At 50.0% G+C, this 16815-nt stretch carries 15 protein-coding genes, 1 tRNA gene and 1 pseudogene; 7 read left to right on the top strand and 10 right to left on the bottom strand.

Translation table 11 applies throughout. The features are described 5' to 3' along the window. Nucleotides 1-558: 558 nt before the first annotated feature. A complete protein-coding gene (locus V7676_RS18150; RefSeq protein ID WP_335660990.1) occupies nucleotides 559-1401 on the bottom strand; it encodes an IclR family transcriptional regulator in 843 nt (280 codons plus the stop codon). Between the two features lie 371 nt (nucleotides 1402-1772). Here V7676_RS18150 and V7676_RS18145 point away from each other — a divergent pair, with 371 nt between their 5' ends. From V7676_RS18145 to V7676_RS18135, 3 genes and pseudogenes are all read left to right on the top strand, one after another. Further along, the gene (locus tag V7676_RS18145) at nucleotides 1773-2102 is read left to right on the top strand and encodes a putative quinol monooxygenase (RefSeq protein WP_335660989.1); all 330 of its coding nucleotides are present in this window, start codon (nucleotides 1773-1775) and stop codon (nucleotides 2100-2102) included. Nucleotides 2103-2451: 349 nt separating this feature from the next. Beyond that, nucleotides 2452-3027: an inorganic phosphate transporter gene (locus V7676_RS18140; RefSeq protein ID WP_335660988.1), complete on the top strand. Its 576-nt coding sequence runs from the start codon at nucleotides 2452-2454 to the stop codon at nucleotides 3025-3027. 267 nt (nucleotides 3028-3294) lie between these two features. Continuing rightward, nucleotides 3295-4056, top strand: a pseudogene (locus V7676_RS18135) (IS5 family transposase). 251 nt (nucleotides 4057-4307) lie between these two features. On the opposite strand, the gene V7676_RS18130 reads toward V7676_RS18135, so the two are convergent. Then, nucleotides 4308-6251, bottom strand: coding sequence for a sensor domain-containing phosphodiesterase (locus tag V7676_RS18130; protein WP_335660987.1), 1944 nt, complete (start codon nucleotides 6249-6251; stop codon nucleotides 4308-4310). Between the two features lie 120 nt (nucleotides 6252-6371). Here V7676_RS18130 and V7676_RS18125 point away from each other — a divergent pair, with 120 nt between their 5' ends. Further along, complete coding sequence (locus tag V7676_RS18125) at nucleotides 6372-7808, top strand: phospholipase D-like domain-containing protein (protein ID WP_335660986.1); 1437 nt, start codon at nucleotides 6372-6374, stop codon at nucleotides 7806-7808. Nucleotides 7809-7986: 178 nt separating this feature from the next. On the opposite strand, the gene fghA is transcribed toward V7676_RS18125, so the two are convergent. The 4 genes from fghA to V7676_RS18105 all read right to left on the bottom strand — a co-directional run bounded on the left by fghA (nucleotide 7987) and on the right by V7676_RS18105 (nucleotide 10963). Then, complete coding sequence (gene fghA, locus V7676_RS18120) at nucleotides 7987-8844, bottom strand: S-formylglutathione hydrolase (protein ID WP_442955467.1); 858 nt, start codon at nucleotides 8842-8844, stop codon at nucleotides 7987-7989. Beyond that, on the bottom strand, nucleotides 8820-9200 hold the full coding sequence (locus tag V7676_RS18115; RefSeq protein ID WP_335660985.1) for a VOC family protein: 381 nt from the start codon (nucleotides 9198-9200) through the stop codon (nucleotides 8820-8822). Before V7676_RS18115 ends, fghA begins: the two co-directional genes overlap by 25 nt. 20 nt (nucleotides 9201-9220) lie before the next feature. Beyond that, on the bottom strand, nucleotides 9221-10330 hold the full coding sequence (locus V7676_RS18110; RefSeq protein WP_335660984.1) for an S-(hydroxymethyl)glutathione dehydrogenase/class III alcohol dehydrogenase: 1110 nt from the start codon (nucleotides 10328-10330) through the stop codon (nucleotides 9221-9223). Nucleotides 10331-10438: 108 nt separating this feature from the next. Next, nucleotides 10439-10963, bottom strand: coding sequence for a DUF6456 domain-containing protein (locus V7676_RS18105; RefSeq protein ID WP_335660983.1), 525 nt, complete (start codon nucleotides 10961-10963; stop codon nucleotides 10439-10441). A gap of 87 nt (nucleotides 10964-11050) precedes the next feature. Here V7676_RS18105 and V7676_RS18100 point away from each other — a divergent pair, with 87 nt between their 5' ends. Further along, nucleotides 11051-11614, top strand: a complete 564-nt coding sequence (locus V7676_RS18100) for a helix-turn-helix domain-containing protein (protein ID WP_335660982.1) — start codon at nucleotides 11051-11053, stop codon at nucleotides 11612-11614. A gap of 24 nt (nucleotides 11615-11638) precedes the next feature. After that, nucleotides 11639-12823, top strand: coding sequence for a glycosyltransferase (locus V7676_RS18095; protein ID WP_335660981.1), 1185 nt, complete (start codon nucleotides 11639-11641; stop codon nucleotides 12821-12823). Here V7676_RS18095 and V7676_RS18090 read toward each other — a convergent pair. The 4 genes from V7676_RS18090 to yajC are packed head-to-tail and all read right to left on the bottom strand — an operon-like array spanning nucleotide 12815 to nucleotide 16167. Beyond that, on the bottom strand, nucleotides 12815-13195 hold the full coding sequence (locus V7676_RS18090) for an MTH938/NDUFAF3 family protein (RefSeq protein ID WP_335660980.1): 381 nt from the start codon (nucleotides 13193-13195) through the stop codon (nucleotides 12815-12817). The genes V7676_RS18095 and V7676_RS18090 overlap by 9 nt on opposite strands. Before the next feature lie 13 nt (nucleotides 13196-13208). Further along, the gene (secF, locus tag V7676_RS18085) at nucleotides 13209-14192 is read right to left on the bottom strand and encodes a protein translocase subunit SecF (RefSeq protein WP_335660979.1); all 984 of its coding nucleotides are present in this window, start codon (nucleotides 14190-14192) and stop codon (nucleotides 13209-13211) included. Between the two features lie 12 nt (nucleotides 14193-14204). After that, a complete protein-coding gene (gene secD, locus V7676_RS18080) occupies nucleotides 14205-15809 on the bottom strand; it encodes a protein translocase subunit SecD (protein WP_335660978.1) in 1605 nt (534 codons plus the stop codon). A gap of 28 nt (nucleotides 15810-15837) precedes the next feature. Next, nucleotides 15838-16167 carry a preprotein translocase subunit YajC gene (gene yajC / locus V7676_RS18075; RefSeq protein ID WP_335660977.1) on the bottom strand — a complete coding sequence of 110 codons (330 nt, stop codon included), beginning with the start codon at nucleotides 16165-16167 and terminating at the stop codon, nucleotides 15838-15840. 301 nt (nucleotides 16168-16468) lie between these two features. Here yajC and V7676_RS18070 point away from each other — a divergent pair. Further along, a tRNA-Pro gene (locus V7676_RS18070) sits at nucleotides 16469-16545 on the top strand. Nucleotides 16546-16815: the final 270 nt, after the last annotated feature.

Below are 16815 nucleotides of genomic sequence, written 5' to 3'. Positions count from 1 at the left end.
AAAAACACCTTACGAAGCTCTTCGGGAAAAGCTATAACGCTATGAAGTGAATGTCTCACCAGTCACCCGATGTTACACCCTCAAATTAAAAAGTTCACTTGACATCGTATGGAAATGGGAGTTCCTGAAGTATCCCGACGGTGGAAACTAGTGGTGCTAAGCGAATTTGAAGCGCCGAACAGTTTCGGTGGAACGATGAGTTTTCAATACCGGTGCCTTGTCGAGGCCGAGACAAAATCTTTGGTCGAGCTGGCGATCATGCGGGGAGGCAACTAGAGTATTATCTAAAGGCTTTAAAACGCCGACTTTCCATCTCCATAAACCTTTTGGCTTGGCCTCGGGGATAGATCCAAATTAGACTATGTTATCATGGGATCGCGTATACTAAGGCAAGCTCACTCCAATCCAAAATACGCTGCGGATGATACATTTGAATATTTCTTGACCCCACGCAGTTGTAAAAGCCTCAGACTATAAACAACCCAAAGTTCATCATACACCTACAAAGTAGCGGATTTTTATCCTGACTATCGTGCAATCAGGATAAAGAGCTTAGTATCAATTATAGATATTAAGCGGGGACATCTCCTGCCCAGCTTGATGTCCCATCATCTGACCGAAATGGTTCGAGATCATACTATGCGCAAGAGCAACCAGTTGTCGCTCATTCCTTTGCACCCGCGCAGTCGGGCCGCCCAATCCGACCACGATTGAACTCTCGCTAACTTTGATAGGTAGCGGTAATGCTATCGCCCAATTATCGGGAACGATATCTTCCCGAACAGACGATGCATATCCACGGCGCTTGCAATCTTGAACAATGCCTCCGATTGAAACGACCGCATGGCTACAGGATTTCGTTCGGAAGGTCTTGCGAACAATATCATATGTTTCCATATGAGATTTAAGCATGAGCAGGGCACAGCCGGCTGCTGTACCGAAAACAGGCAGACTGGCACCTTCATAAATGTTGACTGGAGGAGCTACCTCACCTGGCCTGATCGAAAGAACTTGGATTTTATGTTGGCGCTGCGCGAATAGAACTACATGCTCTCCGCACTCCCGGCTCAGGTTCCTCGCAAAGTCTTCTAGCTGGTTAAGTTCAGGATGAAGCCGAGCCAGCCAATGCCCCAAAAGGCCGACCCTTATGCCCGGGAAGTATGTTTTTTCAGCTGCATCGAAATCAAGATAACCAACCTCAACCAAGGTCTTAAGCAGATCATTAGCCGAAGAAGGTGCCAAGTCTAGGGCGCGCCCTATTTCATATGCGCGCGCCGGGCGATTAAAACGTTGAAAAAAATCCAGAACAGCAACAACCCGAGCGCCGGATTTAACACGAAAATCAGGCACACCGCCGCGCGGTTCGTAAACTAAGGGAATTCCTGCATCCTGCGTTGTCATTATCGATCCAATTTCTAATCAGTTTGCGACAAAATAGTCTTACTGAAATCTTGGCCTGTTATATTTTTAGTCGTTCAAGTTACCACAGCTCAAAATTTTGGTCAAACTTCGCTCTTAGCAACTCAACGCGATAAAATCCGCCTCTGTGCGAACACCAAAAGCAACGCGAGATGAAAAAATTATTATTAGAAATCAATGGATTAATAATTATTTCTAGCCCGGCACGAATACTCTAGCTACCATCAAAAAAGAATTTTAAAAATTCGCATATGCGTAATCTGACCTTGCATAACAACAATACCGCCTTCAACTTATAACCGTTTTATGCTGGTCACTTTAGAATATAATACCCGCTCAAAGAGACCAATAAGATGAAGGAGGATTGGGCGATCCAGCAAAAGGATAATGCTATGAGTTTTGCAAGAGTTTACGAAATGAGAGTGGCTGCAGGACAACAGGCGAATCTACTTGATGCCCTCAACCGCTTATCGATAGTCGTGCGCGAATGCGAGGGGTATGAATCGTTCACAATACTTCACAATATCGATGCTCCAGATACATATATGGTTATCGAACGATGGGTTTCGGAAGAAGCGCGAAAAAAATCATCCAATACTCTACCTTCCGGATTATTTAAACTTATCACAGAAGCTCTGAAATGCAGTCCAAACGTGAGAAATCTAAAATATCTAACTGACTGACCAATACAGTCCATTAACGCAACTGTAGAGAGATGTCGGGACCGAGATTGATGGTCCCGTAATAGACCCCGTTTAAAGCGGCGCAATATTATGTATCACAGCATCGCTCTTCCGCGCCTTCTCAGACTCGTCGAACTCGCCCTCCCCTTTGATTTTCCGAATAGCTCGCACGGTCCGGAAAATTCTATCGCCACAGTGGTGTAAACACGTCTATTGCAGCCAATCACGGCTGTTATTTTTGTAGCATTACGCAATTGTACTGCTTACAGACTGGTGAGGCCACACGCGACCGAAGCAGTTGGTAAAGGCATTATCGAGAAGAACATCGTGACACCTTCGGTCGTGTTCGGTGGGTGCGACGTTCTGGAACCTGCTGACCTGGTTTAAAGGCTTCCCTTTTTCGTCCAGCCATACACTGGTTGGAAGTGGTTTGGCGCGAACTTCCCATGCCGGATTTGCAGCAGTAGAATCCTCTGGCACAACAAAGACAATGGTTGCAATTTTTCTTTCCCCGATGATCGGGTTCATGATCGTTATGGTGTGTATGTTGTTAACATCATGGCTATCCAAGCCGGTACAGCTGCGCAAGGCAGATTATATTTTAAGGCGTTTCACCTCACGTCTTCACCCACCTATTCGATCAGCAATGGTGAGAGTACACAAAAAAACGATGGGAATTATCGCGATTCTGCTCAATTTCACCGGTTATCTTGGCGATCAATTTTATGTACCCTCGTTGGGATCCTGTGTTATTTTCGGTACACCAGCACTTGGAATTCCGGTATCTACTATTACCGACGGCGTAGTAAGTGTAGGAGAGGCAAAGCGGACTTCGGCCGTACTATGGTGTCTCCAGCGCGTCGTCATAACATGGTTCATCAGCATCTTCACCAGCGCTACGGTTACCGCGTTGTTCTTCGGCTAACGCATTTATTCTAAAAAGCCTCCGACCCGCACTCGTTTCCCTGACACTTTGATTTTTTAAAGTTTTGTATAATTAATCCCCTGTAAATTCTTGTAGAACAAGGTAATTTAGTACCGAGACGAATTCGTAGCGGACTCCAACCGTCACCATTTTAAAAATCGTGTATTTTTCTCATAAGCTTGCACAAAGCCTAGGGTCAGGACCTGTTAAATAGCTTGCAAGGAGCATGATGGATTGATTCAATGGCAGCGCTGAGGAGGCGTTGTCATGAGTGATCTGATTTGGTTGTCGCAGGCGCAAATGCGACGGATAGAGCCATATTTTCCGTTGTCACACGGTGTACCGAGGGTCGATGACCGGCGTGTTGTGAGCGGGATCATCTTCGTCATTCGCAATGGTCTGCGCTGGCGCGATGCACCTGCTGCTTACGGGCCGCACAAGACGATCTACAATCGGTTCATCCGCTGGAGCCGCCTTGGGCGTGTCCAACAAGATATTTGCGTGCCTTGCTGGCACGAGTGATACAGATGACTGCCTGATGATCGATGCTACCCACCTAAAGGCCCACCGCACCGCTGCCAGTCTTTTAAAAAAGGGTCTGTTCCCCGGCGTATCGGACGCACCAAAGGCGGATTGAACAGCAAGCTTCATGCCGTGTGTGATGGGGATGGCCGGCCACTGATCCTGTGTTTGACCGAAGGCCAAATGAGCGATCACATTGGCGCAAAACTAACATATCCAGCGCTCCCAGACCATGCCTCCTGCATGATCGGTGACAAAGGCTATGACAGCGACGAGTATCGCGCCGCTTTGAAAGCCAAAGGCATCACCCCTTGCATCCCGCCTCGCAAAGGACGGATATTACCCGCAAGCTTGGATAAAAACCTCTACCGCCAGCGCCACAAAATCGAGAATATGTTCGCCAAACTCAAAGACTGGAGGCGCATCAACACACGCTATGATCGATGCGCCCATACTTTCCTGTCCGCCATCGCAATCGCCGCAACCGTCATCTTCTGGCTTAAATAATGAATCCTGAGCTAGCTTTTTTGAGCACCATTTGGTACAAAACAAGAACGCCGTAAATAGTTTATTCTGTCCGTCGTCAGATAATTTGAGACATATGGTCGTTTAAAATAAGCGAGTATTCGATTACATCGGGTTGGTTAACATAAGGCGGTAACCTGACCTCCTAATATCCGCAGTTCTTATCATAACATAATTGAATATAGTGGGTGTCAGCACGGCGACAATCCAAAGACTTAAAAATGCCCCACCGTTCAAACCGCCCGTGAGGCGGGCGCCGGGTAGTCAGAGTCCTTCCACAATGCCTTTACGCCCTTCTTCACCGAGGCACCCTCTTTTTCTCGGATCAACCTGTCCGCCAGAGCGCGCCCGGGAAGGCCGTACATAGGGCCAAATTTGTCCACCCCGCTATGCTGCGCGTGTTTTAGGAGTAATTCGGTCGCGGACTCACGCGCTACGGCAGTTGAGAACAGATATCCCTGCCCCAGCCTGCAACCAATCTCTCCCAGCAGTTTAGCTTGAGCTTCAGTTTCAATGCCCTCTGCGATCACCCAGATACCAAGCTTGCGTGCAATGCCGAGCAAACCTTCGACGATAGCCATACTCGGGTCATCGACCCTCAACTGGCTGACAAAGGATTTATCGATCTTTATGATATCAACTGGGGCCGTCAGAAGATGCGTAAGAGATGCAAAGCCTGTTCCGAAATCATCCAGCGCGACGCGAAGACCATGAGCGCGAAGCGACTTGATCTCCTGTGCAACGACCGGGTCATTTTGCCCGAGATAGACTGATTCCGTGACTTCAAGAATTACGTGTTTTAGAGGAACATTCTCGCGCGAAAAGGCTTCTTTAATGCGCTTATAGAGCGTGCCGCTGTGAAAGTCGGCAGAAGAGATGTTAATTCCGACATGCTGGAACGGAATTCCCGATTCAAGCCAGGATCGAACGTCAGCAGCGACCAAGCTCAACATGCGCTGCGTCAGTTTGGCAGCCACATGTACGTCGGTCATGGCCTGATGAAAGGCTGCCGCTGATACGACAGTTCCATCCGGCTGCCGAAGTCGGCACAGCGCTTCCATACTGACTATTTCACATGTATCGAGCCGGACAACCGGCTGATAATAGGCATCAATCCTATCTTCACTCAGCGCAATATCGACGTCCTGAATAACCTCAACTCGTTGTTTGATGGCAGTGCCGATGCCCGGCCAGTATCGAACAAAACCTCCTCGTCCAGTTTCCTTCGCATGATAAAGTGCAAAATCGGCATGTTTGTGAACCGTTTCAGCATCACTATCGCCAGGCGACAGTGCCGCCCCCCCGATCGTCGCGCGCGGCTGAATCATATGCCCGCTGCAACTCGCGACGGTGCCCAAAGCATCCAGAATAAGCGAGGCTGTTCCATCAAGATCGGCAAGTGCTCCCGTCGCTTGCAGGATCACTGCGAACTCGTCACCGCCAAGCCGGAATGCTCGATCTGGCATGACACTAGTTCTTATTCGCTGCGCTACGGTCTGAAGCAGTTCATCGCCGGCCTGGTGTCCGAATGTGTCGTTGATGGTCTTGAGATTGTCGAGGTCAACAACTAGCACTGCCCATGTACCCGGTTCATGACACGATAGACGATCCAAAGCCTCATTAAAACTCGCCCGGTTCGGCAAATCGGTCAGCGCATCAATACTGGCGCGCCGCTCGCGATCGAGAACACGGTCGTGCCGCTCAAGCGCAATAGCGCAAAGATGGGTGCAGGCGCTAACAAGTTCCCGTTCTTGTTGGCTGGGCATCCTCTTTTGCTTGAAATATAGCGCGAAGGTTCCAAAGACATCGCCTTCCGCGTTGTAAATCGGGACCGACCAGCAAGCCTTTAATCCAAATGACAAAACATGTTCTTTGAATCCATTCCAGCGAGAATCCGTTTCGATATCCGTTACGGAAACAGCTTCGCGAAGATATGCGGCGCTGCCGCATGAACCGACATGGGGACCGATCATAATACCGTTAATCAGCTCAGAAAATTTTTCGGGCATGCTCGGCCCCGCAAGAGGATAAAGCAATCCGCTGCGCTCTACACGAAGTACAGAACAGGCAACATCTGGTAAAAGTATCTCGATCTCATGACACAAGCGTTCCACAGTAACATCCAACGACACGCCGGTGGCGATCATTTCAAGAATGGTATTTTGAAAACGCAACAAAAATTATAACCTTTATGAATAAAATAGAGTATCGATTAACTCTACAGTATTGGGGTAAACAGAAGGTGAAGTACCTAGACCGCGCCGTGAGGCCCATGATCTGAAGGAGGCTCCAATTTCATGGCTGGCATTTTTGAACCACAGCGTAATTGCTGGACGATCGCCAAGGCAAATCGCGCGGCGGTCATTATAGATGCCGAAAATTACTTTCGCTACGTACGCCGTGCCATGACAAAAGCCAAAAGCCGCATTGTCCTGCTGAGCTGGGATTTCGACGCACGAATCAAAATGCACGACACGGAGAATGAAGTCGAAGGACCTTTGGAAGTTGGTGCGTTCATAGAATCGTTGGTCGAAAATAATCCTGAACTCCATATCTATATTCTGCGATGGGACACTGGTGCAATTAAATCGCTATTTCGTAGTACGGTGATTTTCACGCTGATTAAGTGGATATTCCATCCGCGAATTCATTTAAAACTTGATTCACATCATCCAGTGGGTGCTGCGCATCATCACAAAGTAATAGCGATAGATGATGATACAGCTTTTTGTGGCGGGATAGATATTACCGATGACCGCTGGGATACGCGCCATCATCGGAAACATGAACCGGGCCGAAAAGACCCGAATAATAAGGATGCCGGACCGTGGCACGATGCTGCCATGGCGATGCAGGGACCAGTGGCCTCTGCACTGGCCGAGTTTTCCGAACAACAATGGAATAAGGCGGGTGGTAAGAAAATGGTGCCTATTAAAGGTGCTGCGGATTGCTGGCCCGATGATTTGAAACCGATGTTCTGCGATGTTGATATGGCGATCGCACGCACGCAACCGAAGATCGAGGATCAACAAGCCATTTCAGAGATTGAAGAACTGTATCTCGACCTTATAGCCACCGCAAAAAAACATTTCTATGCTGAGAGCCAGTATTTCGCTTCTCGCAAAATTGCGGCCGCCATTGCGAAGCGGCTAGATGAAAAAAATGGCCCCGAATTTGTGATTATAAACCCGGTGACCGCAGATGGTTGGCTAGAGTCCAAAACAATGGACACGAAGCGCAAACGCCTCATCCACTCTCTCAGAAAACGAGACAATCATGGCCGTCTCCAAATTTATCATGTTGAGAACGAAGCGGGGCAACCAATATATATTCACGCAAAAATAGTGATTGTGGATGACAGGATTATCCGCATTGGCTCCTCGAATTTCAATAACCGCTCTCTCGGCTTTGATACCGAATGTGACGTTGCCATTGATGCCGAACATTGTGGATCGCGAGAACATGAAACAGAGGTTCGCGCCGAGATTCGCAATATCCGTCACGATTTACTCGCTGAACATTTGGGCAGCACAGTTGCCCAGATAGAAACACTGTTCGAACGCACAGGGTCCCTGATCGAAACCATCCAACAAGCTTCGGGCAGCGGCCAAACATTAAGGGAATATCAAACACCGGATCTAAACGAGACGGAGGAATGGTTGGGCGATCATGATCTTTTCGATCCCGCCGATGCAGATGATGATTTTGCGATCGTGGACCGTCGCTGGAAATAATGTCAAATAACGTCGCCAGAACCTTCGGCAACATCGGGACAGCGGAACACCACTTTCACAGGAATATTTCGATGGTCTTTCGATGAACCACCGCGGCGAGAAATCCTGCTTCGGTCAAGCCATCTATGAACTCACTGGGATAAACACGATTCCTTTATTTCCGGGGTATCAGTCCACATTAAAGCCGCTCCGCGTGCCAACGCAGATGGTCATCCATGAAAGTCGAGATGGTAAAATAGCTATGATCATATCCTTCGCGCATATTGAATGTCAGCGGGATATCAGCCTTATTACAGGCTTCAATTAGCAAATTTGGTTTCAACTGCTCTTCAAGAAACTGATCCGCTGTGCCTTGATCGACAAGAATTTCCTTCATCCGGGCACCGTCATCGATCAATGCACAAGCATCATATTCACGCCATGCCGATTGTTCCGCACCCAGATATCCACCGAGCGCCTTATGTCCCCATGGACATTGCAATGGGGCAACAATCGGCGCGAAGGCCGAGACGCTTTTGAAACGCCCCGGATTGCGCAGCGCTATGGTCAACGCGCCGTGGCCGCCCATGCTATGACCGAATATAGCTTGTCGGTTCATGTCAGCTGGAAATTCTTGCGCGATCAGAGCGGGAAGTTCCTGCTCGATATAGCTACGCATGCGGAAGTTTGTGGCCCAAGGCTGTTCAGTCGCATCGACATAAAAGCCGGCGCCCTGACCCATATCATAACCCTTATCATCTGGTATATTGTCACCGCGGGGACTAGTATCCGGGCAGATGATAATCAAACCAAGTTCGTTGGCAAGTCGGCGATACTCCCCTTTATCCATGACATTGGCATGCGTGCAGGTCAAACCGGATAAATACCAAAGCACCGGTAGCTTCGCGCCTTTCTGATGCTTCGGCACAAAGACTGCGAAACTCATATCCGTTTTTGTCTCGGCAGAGGCATGGGAATAAACTCCCTGCACTCCGCCAAACGCCTTATTGGTCGATAATATTTCCAACTCTATCAGCCGATACGATGCAAAGCGCACAGCTTATTGCCCGCCGGATCGCGCAAATAAGCAAGATAGAGCGCGCCATTCGTTCCTTCACGAACACCCGGAGGATCTTCGATCGCGGCACCACCATTTTCCAGACCGGCCTTGTGCCACGCATCGGCCTGTTCAGGACCGCTTACGGCGAAACCGACTGTGCTGCCATTGCCACAACTCGCAGGTTGACCATCAATGGGTTTACTGATGGAAAATATTCCCGATTTTTCAAAATAGAAAACGCGGCCTTTTTCGTCGATGATGCCCGGTTTGTACCCAAGCACACCCAAAGTAGCGTCGTAGAATTTTTTGGAAACCTCAATATCGTCTGCACCCACCATGATATGACTGAACATGTTTATTCTCCTTTTTCGGTTTAGAATATAACAACGCTGCGAATGCTTTCGCCTGCATGCATAAGGTCAAAGCCTTTGTTGATTTCTTCAAGGGTCAGTATGTGCGTGATCATCGGATCTATTTCAATCTTTCCGTTCACATACCAGTCCACGATTTTTGGTACATCGGTGCGACCGCGCGCACCGCCAAAGGCCGTACCCCGCCATGTGCGTCCGGTGACGAGTTGAAACGGACGGGTAGAGATTTCCTTACCCGCTTCGGCAACGCCGATAATGATACTCTCACCCCAGCCGCGATGGCAGGCCTCCAACGCAGTGCGCATGACATCGGTATTGCCGGTGCAATCAAATGTATAATCCGCTCCGCCATCCGTTAATGCCACCAGATGCTCGACAATATCGCCTTTGATTTTGTTGGGGTTCACAAAATGGGTCATGCCAAATTTCCGGCCCCATTCTTCGCGGTCATCATTTATATCCACGCCGATAATCTTGTCCGCGCCAACCATCCGCGCGCCCTGAAGGACGTTGAGCCCGATCCCCCCAAGCCCAAAAACAATCACATTGGAGCCCGGTTCGACTTTCGCCGTATTAGTAACCGCGCCAACGCCCGTGGTCACACCGCAGCCAATATAACAGCTTTTGTCAAACGGAGCATCTTTACGGATATTTGCCACCGCAATTTCAGGCAGTACGATGAAGTTGGAAAAGGTCGAGCATCCCATATAATGATAGATAGTCTCTCCTTTATAGGACATGCGGCTAGTGCCATCAGGCATTAAACCCTGTCCCTGTGTTGCGCGAATGGCGGTGCACAAATTGGTTTTTCCGGACAGACAGCTTTTACACTGCCTACATTCCGGCGTGTAGAGTGGGATGACATGATCGTCAGGAGCAACCGATGTTACGCCCGGCCCCACTTCACGGACAATGCCCGCGCCTTCATGGCCCAATATGCTCGGGAACTTGCCTTCGCTATCGAGACCATCCAGCGTATAGGCATCCGTATGACAAATACCTGTCGCCATGATCTCAACTAGGACCTCGCCTGCTTTCGGACCCTCAAGATCCAACTCGACAATCTCGAGCGGTTTTTTCGCTTCAAACGCAACGGCGGCACGTGTCTTCATGGGGCGACATTTCCTGGCAATTAGAGTTGCCGATGACCTTATCCTATCACTGTGTTCAATAAAACCGGTTTCAGCTGTCATATATATTTATTGAAAAGGTCGAACGCATCACGGCAGCCGGTAGAAATCGCCCAGCCGGTTCAATGCGATTTTAAGCACTAATTTCCCCGACCGCGCTGGCCAGTGAAGGTTTTTTTCCGCGACAGGCATAGCTTCTCCGGCGCAGATAATCCGCCAAGCGATATCGGATAAATCAGCGCCGAGATAGACGAGCGCATTGTCGAAACGCTGCTTCGCTGCTATTTGCGTTTCAGTCGGGCTAAGCATCTCAGGGGCCGCACGTCGCCCTCCAGTCGGCGGAATGATATTCCAGCTCATGGTGATGCTAGGGGACAGATTGGCGCGCTCCCAATCTGCACGTAGCTTCTCCGCGCTAGCATATTGCCGATCGGTCAAATGTCCGCGCGCATGGAGCCAAACCATTGATGACTCTGCAAGATTGACTGTCACACTACGCACAGAACGTTTCTTTTTTCCAGACTGGTCGCGCTTCGCAGTCTTTGCATCTCTAGGCAGAGGACGTTCCGCCAAAATGCGTGGGTCTATAAACTTATTGGTACCAATTGCAGACATGCTAATCTCCGTTCAAATGATCAAAACCTTCCTTGCCATTTTGGCAAATATGTAGGAAAGAACAAACCATATGGGTTGGAGATAATTATGATTAGCCGCATCAGAGACGTTCGCAAGGCCAAGGGGCTGACACTGGATGATATTGCTAAACGCTGCGATCCACCAACCACTGCTCAAACTATCGGTCGTCTGGAAACCGGTATGCGCACGCTGTCATTGGACTGGCTCAACCGGATTGCAGCCGCGTTGGGCGTTGATGGTGCGGAATTGCTCGCCCTGCCCAATCAGGAAATATTGCCAGTAGCAGCAACGCTTGATCATAATGGGGCTCATGCGCTCAAAAAAACAGAAAACATCTCCCAGCCGACTATAGAAACAGATATGGTCGCACTGCGCGTCAAAAACAGCATTGGCGACTATCGCGCTGGCGATGATGTCTGGTTATCGCGCCGTACACCAGAGCAATATAGCACTGCTTTAAACCGGGATATATTGGTGCCGCGTCCCGCAGGGCGCTTTCTGTTTGGTCGCTTGATCGGACGGGACTATAATAAGATACAGCTTTTGCCATTGGGTAGCGGTACGCGGCAACAAGTGATCACAGACCCGGAATGGATTGGCGTCGCTGTTCGTCTGGTAAGGGCGCTTTAACGGCTTTTTGCTAAAGCAATTCTGATGACCCGCCCGCTTCACATACTGACACTATCTACATTGTTTCCCAATGCGGAATCACCCAATTTTGGCATATTTGTTGAACGGCAGACGGCAGAGCTTGCCAGCAGACCAAAAGCCACCGTAACCGTAATCAATCCCATCGGAATACCGCCACCGCCGTTTAGCGGGCTGCGTCCTTATCGCGCACTTGCCGCACTACCCGATCACGAGCAGTGGCGCGGACTGAACGTTCACCGTCCTCGCTTCACTTTAATCCCGAAATTCGGCGGCGCTCGAAATCCTGCACGGATTGCACGTGCAATTCTGCCTCTCATTCAGAAGCTCCATGAAGAGAAGCCGTTTGACCTGATTGACGCCGAGTTTTTCTATCCGGATGGCCCTGCAGCCATGCGTTTATCCAAGGCGCTCGACATACCTTTTACAGTCAAAGCCAGAGGCGCAGACATCCACTATTGGGGCAACGATCCCAAATGCTTGCCGCAAATATTATCTGCCGCCGAAAAGGCATCAGGTCTGCTGACCGTATCTCGCGCGTTAAGACAAGATATGAAAGCGCTCGGCATGGATGGCGATAAGATCACCGTTCATTATACCGGCCTCGATCAAAAGAAATTCAAACCAGTGGACCGTCTGAAAGCCAAACAAGAACAGCGCGTAACAGGACCGCTATTCATATGTGTGGGTGCTCTAATCGTTCGCAAGAACCAAGCACTAGTCATTGAAGCCATGACTTCATTTCCCGAAGCAACGCTGATGCTTGCTGGCACGGGCGATCAGGAAAAGGCCTACCGGTCATTGGCAGACAGCTTGGGCGTGAAACATCGCATCCGCTTTCTCGGTAATGTTCCGCATGATAAATTGCCCGCGCTGGTCGCAGCTGCGGATATTGCAATCCTGCCATCAAAATCTGAAGGGCTGGCCAATGCCTGGGTAGAGGCGCTATCTTGCGGTACCCCTATCATCATCAGCGAAGCCGGTGGTGCACGGGAGCTGGTTCGTTCGGATATTGCCGGGCGGATCGTTGAACAGCATAGTCCAGCTATAGTTGAGGCCATCAAGGCTATTTTGGCCGATCCGCCGTCACAGGACGAGGTGCGCGCAACCGTCCGCCATTTCAGTTGGAAAAATAATGGCGATGCTTTGATTAAGCTATTCACGGGCATCGTTGAGAATAATTCAGCGTAATGGCATAAATGCACCGATAATCCAGCGTTCCTCAGCCCGCAACACGCCCCAGGCCCGGGCAGCTGCTCGGCTATCCATAACTTCGATTCCCAGCTTTACCGCGTCGGCCGCACGGCGAAAGGCCGCTGGTGGCTGTTCCATTTTCGTGCCGCTACCGAAAAGCAAAAATTCAGGGGCCGGTGACAAATGCAGCGCAGCCATAATCTCCGTTAGATTCAGTTCATCGCGCACCGGCGCATCCCAAGACAAGGCCTGCTCGGGCGATAGCAGCAAGCCTTGATCAAAACGACGGTCGCCAATTTTATAGCCATTGGGCGTAAAACCCGTGACGATCGGCCCTTCAAAATCTATGTCACGCCTGAGTTCAACCATCAGCTTGCAGCGCTCAACCGATTTCCTCTGGGCCACCAATTTTTTCAGCAGTATCGCCCGTCGTCTCCGTCGGCACGAAACTGTCGGTTCCCACTTTTAGCCACACCAGTATCGGCGCAGCCATATAGATGGAAGAGTAAGTTCCGATGAACACACCTAGGAACATGGCCGCCGAGAAACCGAAAATTACATCCGGCCCCCATACCATCAGAGCAACTAGAGCGATTAACATCGTCAAGCTCGTCATCACGGTACGCGCCAGTGTTTCGTTCACTGAAAGGTCAAGCAATGCGATAATATCCATCTTGCGGTATTTTTTCAGATTTTCTCGAACACGGTCGTAAACCACAATGGTATCATTCAACGAATAGCCGATAATGGTCAACAAAGCCGCCACGATGTTCAGGTTAAATTCTAGCTGCGTAAGAGCAAAAAACCCGAACGTCAGCGCGACATCGTGGAACAAAGCGAACAATGCCCCGACACCGAATTGCCATTCAAACCGGATCCAGATATAAAGCGAAATGGCGAGCATTGCGCCGACCAATGACCAGATACCCTTGGACAATAGCTCCTCTGAGACCTTACCTGAAACAGAGTCTACACCGTCAATCCGCACACCAGGATAGTGGGTTTTCAACATGCCGGTGATTTTATCCGCCATTATGTTGGCAAGTTCGGGATTCTGATCCGATCCGGTGGGCAACTTCATACGAATAGATACTTCATTTGCCTCACCAAAGCGCTGGATCGTTGGGTCTCCATAGCCCAACCCACCCACTTTTTCACGCAACTCGGTGATCGGAGCATCGACGGATTGGGTAAAGGTCGTACGGATCATCTGGCCGCCGACGAAATCAACGCCGAAATTCAAGCCGCGCTGCGCTACCAAAGCCATAGAACCGATGATCATCAACACGCTGATCGCCATGGCAATATTCCGCCATTTGAGAAACGCAATATTAGTGTCGTCGGGAACGAGTTTGAGAAGTTTCATGGTCATTCCCTCCTAAATTGCCAGCTCTTGCGGACGGGCTCGCCGCAACCAAAGCGCAACCAGCATCCGCGTCACCACAACGGCGGTAAAGACTGATGTGAGAATCCCGATAATCAACACTACGGCGAAACCGCGGACCGGACCGGAACCAAAAATAAACAGAAGCAAGCCAGCAATCACATTGGTGATATTGGCGTCAAAAATAGCGCGGGAAGCCTCTTTATAGCCCACCTCAACCGCTTGCACCACGCGCCTGCCACGTCGTCGCTCTTCTCTTATTCGCTCGTTAATCAACACATTCGCATCGACGGCGGAACCCACGGTCAGAATGAAACCCGCAATACCTGGTAAGGTCAATGTCGCGTTGAACATGGCCATAATACCAAGGATCAGAAATAGGTTCAAAATCAGCGCGAAATTGGCATAAACGCCAAACCGCCCATAGGTCACAATCATGAAGGCCAGTACAGCGGCAGTACCGATAATCGCGGCAATCATCCCCTTGCGGATAGAATCAGCGCCGAGGTCGGGACCAACGGTCCGCTCCTCCACCACTTTTAGTTCCACGGGCAAAGCGCCTGAACGCAGTGCAATGGAAAGCTGATTGGCTCCCTCAACGGTAAAATTACCTGAAATCTGAGCCGAACCGCCCAAAATCGGTTCATTAATATTGGGGGCCGATAAGACGACACCATCCAATATAATCGCAAAAGGCCGACCGACATTATTCTGTGTCAGCCGCGCGAATTTTGCACCGCCTTCCGTATCGAAAGTAATGTTGACAACCGGCGCGTTGGTTTCCTGATCAAAGCCTTGCCCGGCATCGGTCAGCTTATCGCCGGAAATACCGCCAAGACGCTTAACCGCAATATTAGGCAGCCCAGACGGATTATCGGGATATGGGAATATCTGGCTACCAACTGGAGCACGCCCTTCAGCAATTGCGTTGGGATCAGCAGCGAAATCGACAAGCTTGAATTCCAACTTTGCAGTCTGACCCAGCAAGTCCTTCAACGCTTCGGGATCCTCCAGACCTGGAACCTGAACAACGATCCGATTATCACCCTGACGGATAATAGTCGGTTCACGTGTCCCCATTTCATCAATACGCCGCCGGATCACATCCGTCGCCGTATCCATCGCATTCTCAACAGCATTTTCCAAACCAGCGGCTGTTGGCGTTACGACAAAGCGCGTATCATCGCGCACTTCGATATCCCAGTCCCGCTGGCCGGTTAGCCCGGCACCGGTGGTCAGAGGTAAGAGCGCATCACGTGCCGCATCTACTTGAGTCGAATCGCGAACCATGAATGACAATACGCCATTTTTGCGGGAGATATCGCCGATGTTAATTCTTGGCTTTGCACGGCGCATTTCAGCCCGCACGGACTCTTCCATCGTCTGCAACCGGGTTTCCGCGACATCTGCGGGATCCGCTTCCAACAAAATATGGCTACCCCCCGATAAATCGAGGCCCATATTAATTGTCTCATCCGGCAAAAAGCCCGGCCAATATTTATGGCTTTCACCGAAAAGCAGGCTGGGAAGCGACATCAGCACGCCGAAAGCCAATAGCAAAGATATGGAAATGACTTTCCAGCGCGGGAAATCTAACATCTTGAAATTATCCGTTCCCTAAACAGGTTTAATCGTTCGCCGGAGCGCCGCTACCACGTGGCATCACGTCCGATAACGTAGCCTTAACCGCTTTCACGCGAACGCCCTTGGCAATTTCAACTTCGACATATTCATCGTCGACTTTCATCGCCTTGCCAACCAAGCCGCCGCCAGTCACAACATCATCATTTTTCTGGACAGCAGCGATCTTACCTTGATGTTCTTTCATCTTCTTTTGCTGCGGACGGATCAGCAGGAAATAGAAGACAGCAAAGATTAAAACCAGCGGCATGACCGAAATCAAAAATCCGCCCGCTCCGCCAGAAGCCGCCTGCGCTGTAATCAAAAGTGAAGTCATTCTATATCCCCAATAAAACAGCCCGATTTCCAGGCCCTTTGCCCGTCATTATTGCTAACGCAAAACGCCGGACATTCATGCTGCGCGCGCCTATCACGCACCCTCAATGAAAGCAATCTAATAGCTTGACGAGAAGGTTCCAATCGGACCTGCCCACAAATACTCACTCATAAATGGGATCGCGCTCAGGCAGATCAAGTGGTCACACCCATTGCAATTGAACCGCCTTGCCAAAAAACTTGCCAAGGGTGCCCGACCACCATATATGCCCGGGCTCGGTCGGCATTGCCGCACCGAAGGTCGGGACGTAGCGCAGCCTGGTAGCGCATCACACTGGGGGTGTGGGGGTCGGAGGTTCGAATCCTCTCGTCCCGACCAATTTTTCAACAACTTAGCTGCGAAATCTCAACTTAAGGGCAATTTTAGTACGGGGTTTAGTACGGGAAATTTTCTGCCCACTTTTCGCCAAACAATCGAGGTGGCATCGATCCGTTACTCTTTTCGGGAATAATGCGCATATCGTAATGCCATGATTTTGTACGAATGCTTGTCAGACTTGACGAACGCCTTCTGTAACATCGGGTGACTGGTGAGACATTCACTTCATAGCGTTATAGCTTTTCCCGAAGAGCTTCGTAAGGTGTTTTT

The organism is Parasphingorhabdus sp., from assembly GCF_036963805.1.
GTDB lineage: Bacteria > Pseudomonadota > Alphaproteobacteria > Sphingomonadales > Sphingomonadaceae > Parasphingorhabdus.
The sequence above is the reverse complement of the archived record's forward strand: the minus strand, read 5'-3'. Positions and strand labels throughout refer to the sequence as shown.